Annotated in this window: 12 protein-coding genes; 7 read left to right on the top strand and 5 right to left on the bottom strand. The window is 66.8% G+C overall.

Annotated features, from left to right (window positions below; translation table 11 throughout):
- Positions 1-103: 103 nt before the first annotated feature.
- The gene (locus tag A5782_RS26905) at positions 104-460 is read right to left on the bottom strand and encodes a hypothetical protein (protein ID WP_231986726.1); all 357 of its coding nucleotides are present in this window, start codon (positions 458-460) and stop codon (positions 104-106) included.
- A 723-nt stretch (positions 461-1,183) separates the two neighbouring features.
- Here A5782_RS26905 and A5782_RS26900 point away from each other — a divergent pair.
- The 5 genes from A5782_RS26900 (at position 1,184) to eccCa (ending at position 9,767) form a co-directional block, all read left to right on the top strand.
- Entirely contained in the window at positions 1,184-1,885 is a 702-nt protein-coding gene (locus A5782_RS26900; RefSeq protein WP_067103466.1) for a DUF5631 domain-containing protein, read from the top strand.
- A 215-nt stretch (positions 1,886-2,100) separates the two neighbouring features.
- Positions 2,101-2,919, top strand: coding sequence for a hypothetical protein (locus A5782_RS19000; RefSeq protein WP_067103464.1), 819 nt, complete (start codon positions 2,101-2,103; stop codon positions 2,917-2,919).
- Positions 2,920-3,210: 291 nt separating this feature from the next.
- Positions 3,211-4,059 (top strand): transglycosylase, encoded by an 849-nt coding sequence (locus tag A5782_RS18995; RefSeq protein ID WP_067103502.1) that lies wholly within the window; start codon positions 3,211-3,213, stop codon positions 4,057-4,059.
- Positions 4,060-4,061: 2 nt separating this feature from the next.
- A complete protein-coding gene (gene eccB / locus A5782_RS18990; RefSeq protein WP_067103462.1) occupies positions 4,062-5,549 on the top strand; it encodes a type VII secretion protein EccB in 1,488 nt (495 codons plus the stop codon).
- A gap of 3 nt (positions 5,550-5,552) precedes the next feature.
- Complete coding sequence (gene eccCa, locus A5782_RS18985) at positions 5,553-9,767, top strand: type VII secretion protein EccCa (protein ID WP_067103460.1); 4,215 nt, start codon at positions 5,553-5,555, stop codon at positions 9,765-9,767.
- Here eccCa and A5782_RS18980 read toward each other — a convergent pair.
- On the bottom strand, positions 9,748-12,591 hold the full coding sequence (locus tag A5782_RS18980) for an RND family transporter (protein WP_197694279.1): 2,844 nt from the start codon (positions 12,589-12,591) through the stop codon (positions 9,748-9,750). The two genes, eccCa and A5782_RS18980, sit on opposite strands and share 20 nt — an antisense overlap.
- A gap of 4 nt (positions 12,592-12,595) precedes the next feature.
- A complete protein-coding gene (locus tag A5782_RS18975) occupies positions 12,596-12,976 on the bottom strand; it encodes a hypothetical protein (protein WP_067103456.1) in 381 nt (126 codons plus the stop codon).
- Positions 12,977-13,109: 133 nt separating this feature from the next.
- Between A5782_RS18975 and A5782_RS18970 the strand changes: the two genes are divergently transcribed.
- Together A5782_RS18970 and A5782_RS18965 are read left to right on the top strand one after the other, a co-directional pair.
- Positions 13,110-14,327, top strand: coding sequence for a sensor histidine kinase (locus A5782_RS18970; RefSeq protein ID WP_067103454.1), 1,218 nt, complete (start codon positions 13,110-13,112; stop codon positions 14,325-14,327).
- An 8-nt stretch (positions 14,328-14,335) separates the two neighbouring features.
- Positions 14,336-14,989 carry a response regulator transcription factor gene (locus A5782_RS18965; RefSeq protein WP_067103500.1) on the top strand — a complete coding sequence of 218 codons (654 nt, stop codon included), beginning with the start codon at positions 14,336-14,338 and terminating at the stop codon, positions 14,987-14,989.
- Positions 14,990-14,993: 4 nt separating this feature from the next.
- Here the strand turns inward: A5782_RS18965 and A5782_RS18960 are convergent, their stop codons facing one another.
- Both A5782_RS18960 and A5782_RS18955 read right to left on the bottom strand, forming a co-directional pair.
- Positions 14,994-15,254, bottom strand: coding sequence for a hypothetical protein (locus A5782_RS18960; RefSeq protein ID WP_067103452.1), 261 nt, complete (start codon positions 15,252-15,254; stop codon positions 14,994-14,996).
- A 184-nt stretch (positions 15,255-15,438) separates the two neighbouring features.
- The gene (locus A5782_RS18955) at positions 15,439-16,791 is read right to left on the bottom strand and encodes an SRPBCC family protein (RefSeq protein ID WP_067103450.1); all 1,353 of its coding nucleotides are present in this window, start codon (positions 16,789-16,791) and stop codon (positions 15,439-15,441) included.
- Between the last annotated feature and the right edge of the window lies 1 nt (position 16,792).

Here is a 16,792-nt window from a genome sequence, read left to right as displayed (position 1 = left end):
GTTTAATTCGGGCGCCGATGCCATCGACTATCTACGAAGTCGCTTGTCGGACATAGCTAATACCGGCAACAAAGAAATCAATGAAATCCTCGCATCAAAAAAGCTACCTCCGGAGAAGTTGGCTGAGATACAGGCTGTTCAGGCGCGCTGCAACGCCGACGCCGCGAATGCCAGTCGGGACGCGGCCGACAAGATGATGGCTGCGACGCAAAAGATTCTCGATGCTGAAGGCATTGGTGGTAACGCCCGGAGCTGGGCGCAGGCAAACGGGTTCGATGTTGGCGATGCCAAGCCGCCGAAACCGATCAGCGAGCATGACTTGAATTCGGCAGCCGGCGGTGTGGGTGGTTCCAATCGCGGTGGTGGCGGTGGTGGCGGTGGTGGCGGGGGGTCTCAGCCAGCGCCGGCGGCAGCCACCGTCAATAGGGGAGGCGGTGGAACCAACCCAGGTGGCGTCCACGGTGCGGGGGAGCAACAGGCGCTTCCCGCGGCAGGCGGTTCTAACTGGAATAGTGGCGGCTCGGTGCCAGGCGCACAACCAGCAGCGCCGACTGGCGTGCACATACCCAGCGGTGGCGGAACCGTGTCGCCCGGAATGCCAGGCGTACACGGAGGCGGAATGCCGATGTCACCGGCTGGGCTGGGCCCAGGCAGCCAGCCCGGTTTAGGACAGGCCTTCACGTCCGGCTTAGCGACTGGCCAGGCGACGGGCCCTGGCGGGCAAGCGTTTACGGCCGGGCCGATCCAAGCGATGGAGGCCGGGGGACCTCAAACGCCTCAGGCGACACCCGGAGTGACGCCGACAGTACCCAGTGCGGGAGCGTTCATCCCGACAGGCACTCCGGTGGACGCACCCCCGGCGGCGTCTCCCGCGCCATCGACCACCGGGGGAGGCACTTCAGTTGCGCCGGTGATGACCAGTGGTTCATGGTCGTCGCCCGCACCGAGCCTAGGTGGCGGCTCGTCCATACCCTCTGGATCGTTGCCTGCCTACGGTTCTGACCTGCGTCCGCCTGTGGTGGCGCCCCCATCCGTGCCTTCAACCCCGGCGGGTCCCGTGTCGGGTGCACCGGTAGCTTCTTCGCCGGCATCATCCCCATCCGCGGGCGGCCCACTTGTCTCTCCAGTTGAGCGGACGGCCTCGGGGGCCGCCGCGGGTCAGGCCGGTGCAGGTTCGTCGACGATGGTCGGCGCCTCGGCAGCCTCTGCGGCAACGGGCGCGACCGCCGGCGCGGTATCCGCCAGGACGGCCGAACAACAGCGGCTACAGCGGCTCGTAGACGCGGTGGCCCGTCAGGAACCGCGGTTGTCGTGGGCGGCGGGCCTGCGCGACGACGGAACCACCACGCTGCTGGTCACCGACCTCGCCGGCGGCTGGATTCCGCCCCACGTTCGGTTGCCCGCCCACGTGACCCTGCTTGAGCCGACGGCACGACGCCATGACGCCAACGTGGTGGATTTGCTTGGCGCCATCACGGTCGCGGCCGCCCATCACGCCAACACGTACGTCGCCGAGCCGGGTCCCGACGAGCCCGCACTCAGTGGTGACCGGCCGGCCCGCTCGGCCGCGCCGGAAGTCGATGAGCTTGGGCCCACTCTGGTGGATGCCGTGCGCCGCCGGGACGGCCTTCCTCGTATTGCGCAAGCTGTCGCGGCGCCTGCGGTGCGAAAAACGGGTGTCCTCGAGAGCGAATCCGACCTGTTGCGCGAATGCGTCGCGGAAATTCAGCACTCGGTGCTGACCGCATATCCCAATCACGACCCAGCGGCCGTCGGGGATTGGATGCTTTTAGCGGCGATCGAGGCGCTCATCGACGGACACGGGTACCTCGCGAATTATCACCTGGCCTGGTTTGACGCAATCAGCCACCGAAGCGGTTCGTAACCACCCTCAATTGTTGGGTGAATAGCATTACCGGCGTCTTATGCCAAACTAGGTACTAACGCTCAGCTGCGCCAGCATCAGATGCTCTCGGGCATTGCTAGTGGGATGGAGGTGAGATCGTGGGTCACGGTGCTCCCATCAGCAGTGATCTGAACACTACTACCGGGCTAGCCAACGGAGCGCCGGCGCCGGCGCCGACACCCGGCCCCGGTCATTTGCCCGACAACTCGCCTGCGGGCGGCGGCGGTGGGGGCGCGCTAACAGGCGCCGGCAACGCTAACGTTCCGAAAGACGCAGCCGACGCAGCCGCAGCCGACGCTGACCGCCGCGCCCACGCTGCCGACGCCGCGGCCAAATTCCCGGCGAACGAGGCGAATAGCCAGCAGGACATGCAGATGATCCAACAGATGCTGCAGAGCGTTACGGGTGCGGTCGGCGGCGCGATCGGTGGCGTCATGGGGCCGCTGACTCAGCTTCCGCAACAGGCGATGCAGGCCGGTCAGAGCGCCCTTCAGCCGCTGATGAGCGCGATGCAGGGCGCGCACGGTGCCGGGCTCGCCAGCGACGCGCACCTGGTCGACAGCGTCGGCAGTGGCGGCGGCGCCGGACTGGGCGGCGGTTCCGGTGGCGGTGGCGCCGGCCTCGGCGGTGGCGGCACGACCCCGGCGAGCTCGCTGGGTCCGCCGCCGGTGCCCACGTCGTCCCCGCCGACCACACCCGCGGGCGCGAAGGCGGCCATGATGCCGCCAACCGGTGGCATGCCCGCCATGCCCGGGCAATCCGGAATGACCGGTATGCCGATGATGCCGCCGGGCGCGATGGGCGCCGGAGGCGAAGGCGGCAAGAAAGACAGCCCGGTGGAGAAGCGGGTGGCGGCCCCGGGTGTGCCCAACGGCCAGCCGGTCAAGGGCCGCTTGACGATCCCGCCGAGCGCTCCGGGCACCAAATCCGGCGAAGCCAAGCCGACCGTGGTAACCAACAGGCCCAATCGCCGGATCGTGATCATGCCGTCCGAGGACGAGCCGAAGGAATAGCCCAACCGGATTCCCAGCCCATCTAAAGGTGAGTGGTCGGGTAGTTCGCCGGGCAGTAGGGTCGCTACGTAATCGCGGCCGGCCGATCCCAATGTGCGGGTCAAATTGGGTTGCCCGTTATTGACAGCAGAACTGTCGATACGTGCATGCTATTGGTACGTCTGCAGCGACCGCGGAATACGCGGCCAGGAGGGTGTGGGAGTACTAGCGCGAAGTGCCGGGCATGGATGCGGCGCCCCAAAGGCGCACAGGTGAATCGAGGCGGGGAAGCCGGTGACCGATCCCCTCAAAATGCAAGCGGTCACGGCGTTGTCTCGCGCCCACAATCTGTTCGGAGGAGCCACCACTGGCGACGGCATCGGTGACGCGCCGGCTCAGCTGCAGGCGCGCGCCGAGGCGCTGCCACACCGCACCGGTGGTCTGCCACGCGCGGCGGCGACGCGGTCGGGCGCCTCGATAACGCAATTGAGTCGGCTGGCCCATTCCGACCGGGCGCTGGGACAGATCATCACCGCGGCGAGGGCCGATCACGCGTACGGCCACGCGGCGACGCGGACAGTCCTCGACGCCGCGTTAACCGACGCGACGCCGGCCGCGGATACGCCGATGGGCCGACGCGAGGCCGTCGCCCGCATGGCGACTCGGCTGCGGACCCAACATCGGCATGTCGTCGGATCCCGGCGGCGGGCAAGACTGCTCGCGCTGCGGCTGCGACGCTTGCACTATCTGCAAAGGCGGTCGATGCACAGCAACCAGGGCAGCGGACGCCCGGCAGTACTCGCGGCCATCCGTAAAGCCCTGGACATCAAAGGTATTCACGACCCGGCTGCCCGGGCTCGATGGGAGCGCGGCATGGACCTGGTGGCCCGCCGCGAGTCCAACTACAACGCAAACGCCGTCAACGACTGGGATTCCAACGCGGCACGCGGTACCCCGAGCAAGGGTGCCTGGCAATTCATCGCGCCGACGTTCGCGGCCTATCACCAGCCGGGAACCTCGCGCGACATGCACAACCTGGTGGCGCAGGCATGCGCGTTCATCAACTATGCGATGGGCCGCTACGGCGTATCCGTCGACGCGTCGAATTTGGCTGATCGGATTCAGCAGGCCGATCCTCACCGAGCACCCAAGGGGTACTGAGCATGCCGCTGAGTTTGTCTAACCGCGACCAGAACTCTGGGCACCTCTTCTATAACCGTCGGCTGCGCGCGGCGACCACCCGCTTCTCGGTGCGCATGAAACACGATGACCGCAAGCAGACCGCCGCGCTGGTGTTGTCGATACTCCTGGTGGCCATCGCCTCGGGCTGGATGCTGCTGCTGAACGTCCTGAAACCCACTGGGATCGTGGGTGATTCGGCGATCATCGGCGACCGTGATTCCGGGGCGCTGTACGCCAGGATCGACGGTCGGCTCTACCCGGTGCTGAACTTGACGTCCGCGCGGCTGGCGACCGGGACGGCGAATCAGCCGACGTGGGTGAAACCCGCTGAGATAGCTAAATATCCGACGGGGCCGCTGGTTGGTATTCCGGGAGCGCCGGCGGCGATGCCGGTCCACCGGGGTGCGACGTCGGCCTGGGCGGTGTGCGACACGGCTGGACGCCCGCGCAGCCCGGAACGGCCGGTGGTGACCTCGATCGCCGGCCAACTCAATGGTTTCGACCGCGCCACACCGCTGAGCGATGACGCCGGGCTGCTGGTCACGTTCGAAGGCAACACCTTTGTGATCTGGGGCGGCAAACGCTCCCAGATCGATCCGTCCAACAGGGCGATCACGCTGAGCCTGGGACTCGACCCGGGAGTGACGCTGCCGGTGGAGATTTCGCGGGCGCTGTACGACGCCCTGCCGGCGACCGAACCACTCGGCGTCCCCGCGGTGCCCCTGGCGGGCACCCCGTCGACCTGGGTCTCGGGCTCACAGGTCGGCGCGGTGTTACAGGCCCAAACCTCCAGCGGCGGCAAGCAGTTCTACGTGCTGCTGCCCGACGGCGTCCAGAAGATCACCAGCTTCGTCGCCGACCTGCTGCGCAGTGCCAACTCCTACGGGTCGACAGCACCGCGCGTGGTCGCTCCCGACGTGTTGGTCAACATCCCCGAGGTGAACTCGCTGGCGGTGGACTACTACCCGACCAAGCGCCTGAATTTCATTGATACCGCGGCCGATCCCACCACCTGTGTGGGGTGGGAGAAGGGCTCGACGGACCCGCAGGCGCGCGTCGTGGTGTACAACGGACGCGGACTTCCCACGCCGTCGTACCTGGACAACCGCATCGTCCACCTGGTGCGTGACGACCGCGACCCGGCCTCGGTGGTCGCCAATCAGGTGCTGGTGTTGCCGGGTGCGGCGAACTTCGTGACGTCGACGAGCGGCGTGGTCACCTCCGACTCCCGGGAATCGTTGTTCTGGGTTTCCGACAACGGGGTGCGGTTCGGCATCACCAACGACGACACGACGTTGCACGCGCTGGGACTTGATGCGGGATCGGCGGTGCAGGCACCCTGGCCGTTGTTGCGGACCTTCGCCGCCGGCCCGGCACTGTCAAGGGAGGCAGCGCTTTTGGCGCGGGACACCGTCCCGGCGCTCGGCAAGGTGGCTGTGGTGACGACGTCGGCAAAGCCGGGAGGCTAGAGAATGTCCAAGAAAGCGTTCCCCATCAACCGCGTCAAAATCGAGCCGCCGAAACCGGTTCGGGTGGCGCCCGGCGCGCCGATCGCCCTGCCCGAACGCGAGCCGCGCAACATCTGGGTGATGATCGGCGTCCCGGCGCTGATCGTGGCCCTCATCGGCACCATCGTCATGCTCTACGTCTCCGGTGTGCGCAGCCTCACCACGGGGTTCTTCCCGCTGATGGGCATCGGCGCGTTCAGCATGTTGGCGTTTTCCGGCCGCTTCGGCCGGGCCCGCAAGATCACTTGGGGCGAAATGGAAAAGGGTCGTCGCCGCTATCTTCGCGACCTCGACGGCAACCGCGACGAGATCCAGACCGCGGTGTGTGCGCAACGCGAATGGCAGAACTCCGTGCACGCCGACCCCCGGGGGTTGGGCGCCATCATCGGCGGTCCGCGGATGTGGGAACGCGGCCGCGGCGACGCGGACTTCCTGGAGGTGCGGCTCGGCACGGGTGTGCAGCACGCACCGGACTCGGTGCTGTCGGTGACCTGGCCCGACATCGCCTCCGATGAGGAACTCGAACCCGTCACCGGGCAGGCGCTGCGCGATTTCATCTTGGAGCAGCGCAAGATTCGCGATATCGCCAAGGTGGTGAACCTGCGCTCGGCGCCCGGCTTCAGCTTCGTCGGCGAGGACCTGGACCGGCTGCGGTCGCTGATGCGTTCGGTGCTGTGCTCGCTGGCGGTTTTCCACAACCCTCGCGACGTCAAGCTGATGGTGGTGACCCGCAATCCCGAGGTGTGGTCGTGGATCGTGTGGTTGCCGCACAACCTGCATGACGAATTGTTCGACGCGTGCGGGTTTCGGCGCCTGGTCTTCGCCACGCCCGAAGAACTCGAAGAAACCCTTGGCGCCGAGCTGCACATGAAGGGCAAGCGCGGCGCCTGGACGCCGCTGGCAGCGGCCAGCCCTACCGCGATGGGCTCGGCGCTGGAAAGCGGCACGGACACGGTCGATCTGGGCCCGCACCTGGTGATCGTCGACGACAACACCGGCAGCCCCGACGCGTGGGAGAGCGTGGTCGGGCAGGTCGGTAAGGCGGGAATCACCTTGCTGCGCATCGCCTCACGGGTCGGCACCGGCGTGGGCTTCGCCAATGACCAGGTGTTCGATCTCAGCGAACGCCACAGCTCGCCCAACGGCTCGGTCAACGGCGAAGTAATCCTGCACCGGAACGGCTCCGACGCCGACGACGAAGACAACCGTCCGGCTCCGCTGCTGCGGGTGCGCAACAAGTTCTTCGCCCACGCCGACCAGCTCTCCGTGCACCGGGCCTATCGCTACGCGCGGGCGATGGCCCGTTGGTCACCGACCAGCCGCAGCGAGATCGCCGATTCGGTTAGCGGCGCAACCGAACTGCTGCGAGCCCTGGGCATCAGCGACCCTCGGGATTTGGACGTCGACCGGTTGTGGGCCGAGCGGCGGGGTCGCGGCGACGAGCGCTGGTGCGAGGTCCCGGTGGGCGCCAAGCCCAACGGCGAGCTGCAGAACATCACCATCCGCGCCAAAGACTTCGGCGGCTTCGGGTTCCACTCCGTCGTCATCGGTACCAGTGGCTCGGGTAAGTCAGAGTTCTTCTTGTCGTTGGTCTACGGCATCGCGCTGACCCATTCCCCGGAGACGTTCAACGTCATCTTCGTCGACATGAAGTTCGAGTCGGCGGCACAAGATATCCTGGGCATCCCGCACGTGGTGGCCGCGCTGTCGAACCTCGGTAAGGACGAGCGGCACCTGGCCGAACGGATGCGCAGGGTGATCGACGGTGAGATCAAACAGCGTTACGAGCTGTTCACCTCGGTGGGCGCCCGCGACGCCAACGACTACGAAGAGATCCGGCTTGCCGGGCGCGACTTGCCTCCGGTGCCGGTCCTGCTCGTCATCGTCGACGAGTACCTGGAACTGTTCGCCAACCACGAGAAGTGGATCAACCTCATCATCCACATCGGTCAGGAAGGCCGCGGCGCCAACGTCTTCTTCATGCTGGGCGGGCAGCGCCTGGATCTGTCCTCGCTGCAAAAGGTCAAGTCCAACATCGCCTTCCGCATCGCGTTGCGCGCCGAGTCCGGCGACGACAGCCGCGAGGTGATCGGTTCGGACGCCGCGTACCACCTGCCGTCGAAGGAAAACGGTTTCGGTCTGCTGAAGGTGGGACCGCGTGACCTCGAGCCCTTCCGCTGCTTCTACCTCTCCGCCCCGTTCGTGGTGCCGAAGACCAAGGAGGTCGCCACCACCGTCGACATGACGTTGACCAAGCCGCGGTTGTACAACTGGCAGTACCAGCCGCTGGACGCCTCGGATGCCACGGCATTGGAGGCCGCCGCCGCCGTCGATGCCGAACCCGACGAATTCCTGTACTACGACGACGGTTACAAGAGGAAGAAGGTCGTCGACGTGCTGCGGGAGTCGTTGCACGAGGTGCCGCACCGTTCACCGCGCCGGCCCTGGCTGGAACCGCTGGAGGAACCCGAGTCCATCGACGCTCTGGTCGCCGGATACCGGGGCAAGCCATGGCACGTCGACTACGGGCGCAACGCGGGCCTGATGTTTCCGGTGGGGGTGATGGACATCCCCGAGGAGTCGAAGCAGATCGTGCATGCGGTGGACGCGTTGCGCAGCAACGTGATCGTGGTGGGCGCCAAGCAAAAAGGCAAGACGACCACGCTGATGACGCTGATGTGTTCGGCGGCAGCAATGTACAGCCCGGCGCGGGTGACGTTCTTCTGCATCGGCGGGGCAACCCTGGCCCAGGCCACGTCGCTGCCCCACGTCACCGACATCGTTTCCCCGAAAGACGCCGAGGGCATCGAGCGCATTTTGAGCAGTATGGACGCATTGATCGATGCCCGCGAGGATTCGTTCCGGCGCCTCAAGATCGACCTCGACGGTTTCCGGGAGCGCCGGTTCGCACCGGGCAGCGACGGCCTGGGCGGCACCGATCCCAACGACCCGTTCGGCGATGTGTTCGTGGTGGTCGATGACTACGACGACCTCTACTCGAAAGACACCGTGCTGGGTGACCGCATCATCTCGCTGAGCAGCCGCGGTCCCGAATACGGGGTGCACGTGATGTGCAGCGCCGGTGGTTGGATCCACGGGCAGCGCCAGAGCCTGTTGCAAAATGCCACGGCGCGAATCCAGTTGCGGTTGGCCGACCCGAGCGAAAGCCAGATGGGGCACTCGTCGCTCGAGTCACGCGACGCCGCCCGGCGAACCCTGAACCGACCCGGCTTCGGCCTGACCGACAGCCTGCACGAGCTGCGGATCGGTATGCCGGCGCTGACCGATCCAACCACCGGCGCGATCGTCAGCATCATCGACGTCGGCGCCCGCATCGCGGACGTCGCCGGCGTCACCAAGCACGCCACCCTGCAGCGACTGCCGCAACGGGTGGCGCTGAAGGCGATTCTGGAGTACGAGGCCGCTCATCCCACGGGTGACGACCTCTCGCTCAGCTTCGCCATCGGCGAGCGTCACGAACTGGGGCCGGTCCCCATCAAGCTGCGCGAGAGTCCCGGACTGATGGTCTTGGGACGACAAGGCTGCGGAAAGACGTTGTCGCTGGTCGCCATTGGCGAGGCGATCATGAACCGATTCAGCCCCGAGGAAGCGCAGCTGACGCTGATCGACCCGAAGACCGCGCCGCACGGTCTGCGCGATTTGCACGGACCCGGTTACGTGCGCGCGTACGCCTACGACCAGGACGAGATCGACGAGATGGTCACCGCTTTGGCGCAGCAGGTCCTGTTGCCCAGGCTGCCTCCGAAAGGCCTGAGCCAGGAGGAGCTGCGCGAGCTCAAGCCGTGGCAAGGTCCGCGGCACTTCGTGCTGATCGACGACATCCAGGACCTGCGCCCGGATCAGAGCTATCCACCCAAACCGCCGGTGGGTGCTGCGCTGTGGAAGCTGATGGAACGTGCGCGGCAGATCGGCTTGCACGTCTTCACCACGCGCAACAGTGCGAACTGGGCGACGCTGCAAATGGATCCGTGGATGCGGTTCCAGAACTCGGCGAAAGTGGCCCAGCTTTATATGGATAACGATCCGCAGAACAGGATCAACCGAAACGTCCGGGCCCAAACGCTGCCGCCGGGGCGTGGCCTGCTGGTGAGCGTCGACGGCGACGTTGAAGGCGTCCTGGTCGGGCTGCCGTCGTCGGTCATACCGCCGCAGCAGTAACCGGCTGCGGCTCAGCCGTTTTCACCGTCGACGTGACGGCGCGGCGGGCGAGCGGACGCGGCCACCAGAACCACCGGCCCAGCAGCGCCACGATGGATGGCACGATGAATGCCCGCACCACCAGGGTGTCCAGCAACAGTCCGACCGCGACGGTCGTGCCGATCTGGGCGACGCTGAGCACGCTGCTGGTCAACAGCGCCAGCATGGTCAGCCCGAAGACAATGCCGGCGACGGTGACCACCCCGCCGGTGCCGCCGAAGGCCCGAATGATTCCCGTCTTCAGGCCCGCCGCCGCTTCCTGTTTGATGCGCAACGCCAGCAGCAGGTTGTAGTCCGCGCCGACGGCGATCAGTGCGATAAAGGCGAAAGGTGCGACGGCCCAGTGCAGGTCCTGATGAAGCAGGTGTTGCCAGATCAGCACGCTGGCGCCCAGGGCCGAGGCGTAGGAGGTGACGACGGTCCCGACGACGACCAGCCCCGCGACCGGGCTGCGCAGCATGGTGGTGACGATCAAGAAGATGAGAACCAGTGCGGCGCCTGCCAATAGCGTGGCATCGCTGGCGACGAAGCGCTGCAGATCGGCGGTCACCGGGCCCACTCCGGCCAGGTTGACTTCGGTCGGCATCAGAGTGCCCTCCTTGGTGGCCTCCTTGATGGCGGCGCGCACCTGGTCCGCCCGCTTCGCGCCATCGGCCCCCCACTCCGACCCGTCGCCATAGGCCAGCAGGTAAGCGGCCCGGCCATTCTCTGAGATCAGGTGGCTCAACGCGGTGGTGTACCGCGGGTCGGTCAATGCCCGCTGCGGCATGTAGAAGTCCGCCGCGGCGCTGCCCTGGAATTGCGTGGCGATCTCGTTCATGTAATCGGTCAGCTGACGCATTTGGGGTCCGAGTGTGTCGGACAGACTCAGCAAGTCATGCGTGGCCGAACGAGCCCGTCCCAACGCGTCTTTCATCGACGCCACGTTCTGCGGCAGCGTGGCCATCGCGGTGGCTGCGGTGCTCGAGCCGCTGGTCAGCTTCGTGGCGCCGGAATCCAGGCGCTCGGACGTCTGCACCAGGCTGTCGACGGGTTGCAGCACCCGGTCCACCGTCGAACAGATCGGGTTGGTGGCGCAGTCGGGCGTTCGCCCCACGAAGTCCCGCAATGGGTCGAGGTAACCCGATACCGTCGTGACATTGCGCTGCAGTCCATCCATCCCGGCCCGCATGTCTTCGGCGGCGCCGGACATGTCCGCCAATCCCGCACTGCCACCATGCAATCCGCTTCCCAGCCCGTCAACGGCCCGCTGCGTCTGCGCCAGCGCACTGTCCAGCTCGGAAACCCGCTTGAGGCGCTGCGTCAGCGAATCCACGGTTTCCCCGAACTGGCGGCCGAGCACACCGGCCTGATAGGTCAACGTTGCCTGTTCGGGAACCTTGCCGTCGGGGCGGCTGGCGGACTGCACCGCACGGACCCCCGGAACGGCCATGATGTGGCGCGTGATCCGCTCGATGGCGATCAGACCGGCCGGGTTGCGCAGGTCGTGATCCGCCTGGATCGCGATGACGTCGGGTAGCAGCGAGTTGGCCGCGAAATGCCGGCCGGCACTGGCATAGCCACGGTTGGAGTCGGTGGACGACGGCGTGGCGGCGGGTTCGTTGAAACCGACCCGCATGCCGGTCAACGGCAGCGCGACAAGCAGGCACAACCCCAGCGCGGCCACCAGGATCGGCCCGGGCCAGCGCGCCACGGCCGTCCCGACGCGGCGCCAGCGCCGCGCGGTTCTCGACGGTCGAGGTTCGAGATACCCGCGGCGTATCGCCACGCTCATAAGCGCGGGAGTCACGGTCAACGCCGCGACCATGGTCGCCAGAATGCCGATGGCGCAGGGCAACCCGGCGCTGCGGAACGAACCGACCTTAGCGAACACCAGGCACGCCAGTGCCACCGACACCGTCAGCGCCGATCCGATCACCACGGGTGCGATGGAACGGTAGGCCTGTGTCAACGCCTGGGCCGGCGCGACACCGCGGCGCCGGCCTTCGTGGTAGCGGCCGACCAGGAAGATCGCGTAGTCGGTTCCGGCACCCAGCGTCATGGCAGCCATGAGCGCCACCGAAAACAGCGACACCTCAACCACATTGGTCTGCCCCAGCGCGGCGACGATGGCACGGGCCACGGCCAGGGCGAGCCCCACCGAGATCAAGGGAATCGCTGCCGCGATCGGCGACCGGTACACCATCAGCAACAACAGCAGAATGAGGCCGATGGTGGCCGCCGTGATTCCGAGCATCTGCCGGTCGATCGCGGAGAATTCGTCCACGATCGTGGCGCCGGGGCCGGTGACATGGACCGCCAGGCCAGCCGGCGGGGAGAGTTTTTGGACGGTGCCCCGCACGGCATTCACCGAATCGCGCGCCTGCGCGGTTCCGAGCATTCCGGCGAGCCGCACCATCACGCTGACCGCCTTGCCGTCCGCACTCTGTGCGCCGGCGGCCGTGGCCGGCTGCGACCACAGGTCGGTCACCGCATACACGTGGCGCTGATCCGAACCCAGCGATGTCGTCAATGCGTCGTAAAACTGGCGGTCCCGCGGGGTCAACCGCTGATCGCGTTCCAGCACAACGTAAACGAAGTTATTGCTGGGCGTCTGGTTGAACAACTGGGCTGCCCGGGCCGCTGCGGCCGCGCTGGGCGCGCCGGGCGGCATGAAGGACCGGGCATGGGAGTCGACGACCCGCTCCAGTTGTGGGACGGCCACATTGGCGATCGCCGCCGCCATGACCCAGAGGCCGATGACCAGCACCGCGTACCGAGCGGTCAGGCGCGCAAAGCTTCCCATTCGGTCATGCAACGGTCTGCCGTTCGCTGCTGGGCCCGCCGAACAGCCCCACGGCGACATGCTCACCGCGCGTAAGGGATCGCACTCGCAGCGACCGGCGGGTGCCGATCTTGACCAACGCGTGCAGTCCGGGCTCGGCGGCCTCGAGATCGGCACGCACCTGTTCGGCCGACGCGCCCTCGTGCGCCGCCTGATCCAGCTTGGCCACCAGCATGGTGATCCATCGCTGGCCGAGCGAAAGCATCAAGCCCTCCTCGTCGCCGAACAGCGCGGACACCTCGGATGACTTGTCGATCAATGCAAGTGCCGCCTCGGGGTCCAGATCGGCGGCCTTTATCACTCGGGCCATGAAGGCCATGCGGTCGTGCAGCAGTGTCCATGTCATGGCTCGACGTTAGGAAAACTACCGTCCGTTGCGCGTCGTGCCGAAGTGCAGTCTTTGTGTCCTACCACGGGCGGAGACGGGTGCCGCCCGCAGCAGGATGTGACGAGGCACCGGGCTCTTCTAGGATTGGACGATGTTGCGCGCCGCAGCGGATCACCTGCGGGAACTGCTTCGCCGGCGAAGCGAGCTGATTCCCGTCGGTATCACCTGGGCTGCGCTGATCTCCGTCGATGTCGCCCTGGTGCTCGGCGGCGTGATCGGGACGCTGCAGCGGCCCGTCTCCGACCTGCCCGTGTCGCTGACCGCGTTCGCCCTCGCGTTGTCGCCGTCGTTGGCGTTTTTGGCCTTCAACATGAAGATGACCCCGGGGCCGTTGTGGGCCACCTGGTCGGCCTCCACCGCGATGACGCTGTTCGGTACCTCGGCGCCCATTCACGCCGATTTCGCCCCGGCGTTGTTGGTCTTGATGGTCTTGGTCGTCGCGACATTGGCGTCGGTGTGGGGCGGGATCCTGGCGGCCGTCTCGGCGGCGGCGCTGTTGGTCACCGCCTCCGCGCTGCACCGCCTCGACACCGTGGTGTTGTACCTCGGTTTCATCGCGGTGGGGTGGCTGCTCGGCTACCTGATGCGCACCCAGCGGCTGTTGCTTGCCGAACAGATCGAGGCGCAGGAGATGCTGGCCGAGCACGCCGCCGCCGACGAGCGGCGGCGCATCGCGCGCGAAGTGCACGACGTCATCGCCCATTCGCTGAGCATCACGCTGTTGCATGTGACCGGTGCGCGCCGCGCGTTGCAGCAGGATCGCGACGTCGACGACGCGGTCGAGGCCCTGGAGCAGGCCGAGCGACTCGGCCGCCAGGCGATGGCCGACATCCGTCGCACCGTCGGGTTGCTCGACAACTGGCCGACCAAAACCGCGCAAACCGCGCCCGAACCCGGTATCGACGACGTCGCCGTGCTCGTCGAGGGTTTCCGGCGGGCCGGCCTGGCCGTCGCGCTGTGCGTCGAAGGGCCCACCGATCACGTGTCGGCCACGGTCGGACTGGCGCTGTATCGCCTCACCCAGGAATCGCTGGCCAACATCGCCAAGCACGCGCCCGAATCGAAAGCCGGTGTAGTGCTGGATATTTCGCTGACGTCGGCGCGGCTCGCCGTCACCAACCTGCTTCCGGCGGCGGTGATCGCCGCGCAATCACCCGAAGGGCGCGGCGTGCGCGGCATGCGCCAGCGGGTCGAGCTGCTCGGCGGGGCCATCGACGTCGGCCCCACCCGGGACGGGTGGTCGGTGTGCGCCGAGATACCGCTGCAAGAAGGCGATACCTCCTGGAGGCCCTGGTGGTGCAAGGGGTGATCCCAAATATCCCAGCGACGCCGGAGATCAACGTGCTGCTCGTCGACGACCAGGACCTGGTGCGCTCGGGCCTGCGGCGGATCCTGCGCCGCAAGGACGGTTTCGTCATCGTCGCCGAGTGCGCCGACGGTGACGAGGTGCCCGCCGCGGTGTCCGAGCACCGGCCCGATGTCGTCGTGATGGACCTGCGGATGCGTCGCGTCGACGGCATCGAGGCGACGCGCAGGCTGGGCGGCAGGCCGCCGGTGCTCGCGCTGACCACCTTTAACGAGGACGAGTTGTTATCGGGGGCACTGCGTGCCGGTGCGTCCGGCTTCGTGCTCAAGGACTCGTCCGCCGAGGAGCTGATCCGCGCGGTGCGGGCGGTCGCCAGGGGCGACAGCTATCTCGATCCCGCGGTGACCTCGCGCGTGCTGACCACCTACCGCAAGGCCGCGCCCGGACCCCGCGGCACCGCGATCGGCGAGCTGACCACCCGTGAGCTCGACGTTCTGACGTTGATCGGGCAGGGCCTTTCCAATACGGAGATCGCCGGCCAACTGTGCATCTCGGGCGTCACGGTCAAGAGCCACATCGGACGGATCTTCGGAAAGCTCGACCTGCGCGACCGCGCCGCCGCGATCGTCTACGCATACGACAACGGCATCGTCGCGCCGCGCTGAAGAACTACAGGGGCGCGGATTGCTCCGCCAGGTTGAGCAGAACGTATGCCATGCACATGAGAAAGTTCAGCACCACCATGATCAGGCCCGCGAGCATCAGCGACCGGGTACCACGTTGTTTGATCCGCTTGTATCGCGCGGCGCGAGACTCGCGGTCGAGCCGGATCGCGATCAATGCGAAGTTCACATTGATCACTTCATGAGCGGCCAGCGGTGCGCCCGCCAACATCTCCCGTAGCCGCTCCGGTGCCGTTCGAACACCCACCCGTTCGAAACTCTGGCACAGACGTCGCGCCCGCCGTCGGCGGAGCGTGTGATACGGCAGTCGAAGCTGCCGCGCAAGTTGCCCTCGATCGTCCCCCCAGGGGTAAGACGGGGTCATCACAAGCGGGATTCTAAATCGTCCGGCGCCACTTTCGCCTTCTGAACACGAATTATGTTGCGAGAGATCACGTCGGCGTTCCGCCGCTCATTTGCTGGGATGTGGGCAACTCGAGATAGCGCTCCAGGTTGCGATGCATGTTGATCACGCGGCGTTCCTCGCTGGACAACACCATGTGCGTGAAGCCCGGTTGGTGCAGGCCGCGTTGCAAGCCGGGGAGCACGGCGATGTCTTGGGTGAGCACAACGCCTGGTCCCGACCCGGGCTCGGCCGCATCGGCGGCCACGCGGACGTCCGTTGGCTTGGTGCGCGGCGCACCCGGCGGCGTCCGGGTCATCAGGAACATGACCAACTCACCCTTGTCGGGGCTGGGGTCGGGGGCCGGGCGCGAGCACATGACGGTCAGGTGATCGGCATTGGTCAGAAGCGTCATGTTGGGAAACACGTTGTACTGGTGCAATCGGGTCATCCGGTCGGTGTCGGCCCAACTGAGGTCGACGCCGCGGCCCGCGGCGAATGCCCGGGTTCGATCCGCGATCAGGTCGGCAACCGTCTGCCCGGGCCGGCGTTCATCGGCGGGGAAGGGCGTCCCTTCGGCGGCGCCCATCAGCGCTCCCTGTGTGTAGACGTAGGCGTCCCACACCTCTTCGTCGCTCAGTGCACCGTCAAAGCGTGGGCTCTGCACGCCGTAGGGTTGGTCCGATTTTCCCGTGTGACCCCAAATCTGTTGCGGTGCATGGATATCGTCGACGCAGCGCAGAAGTTCGGGATGCAGGGTCGCGATGTGGTAGGTCTCGCTGTACCCGTCGGCGATGGTTTTCCAGTTGGCGTCGACCTCGACGGTGAGCGTGGCATAGCAGTGGAAATCTTCCAGGTGGCACCAGGCGATGTCGTCGGGCACCGCCTCGAGGTATTCGATCAACGACACCGCGCCCGGATCGAGGTTGACGAAGACGAATCCCGCCCAGGTGTCGACCCGCGCCGGTATCAACGGGAAGTCGGACATCCGCAGCCCGCCGAAGCCCTTGCGATTGGGCACCCGTTTGAGAGCGCCGGCTAGGTCCCAGGTCCAGCCGTGATAGCCGCATTTGAGTTCGCGCAGCCCCGAACCCGATCCGGTGCACAGCGAATTGCCGCGGTGCCGGCAGACGTTCTGGAACGCCCGGAGCACCCCGTCGTCGTCCCGGACGATCAGCACCCCGTACGGGCCGCACCGGTACTCGAAGTAGTCGCCGGGCGCCGCGAGATGGTCGACCATGCAGGCCAGCTGCCACACCCTGGGCCACATCCGCTGCGCCTCGAGCGCGGCGAAGTCGGGGGAGTAGTAGCGGTCGGCGGGCACCAGCGTCGGGTTTTCCGGCGGGGTGCCGATGGCATCCTCGTCGCGGGTCCGCGCCGGATTGCCGGCCGCCGTTGCCATC

This window comes from Mycobacterium sp. 852002-40037_SCH5390672 (assembly GCF_001665875.1).
Lineage (GTDB): Bacteria > Actinomycetota > Actinomycetes > Mycobacteriales > Mycobacteriaceae > Mycobacterium.
This window is presented reverse-complemented; position numbering and strand designations above follow the sequence as displayed.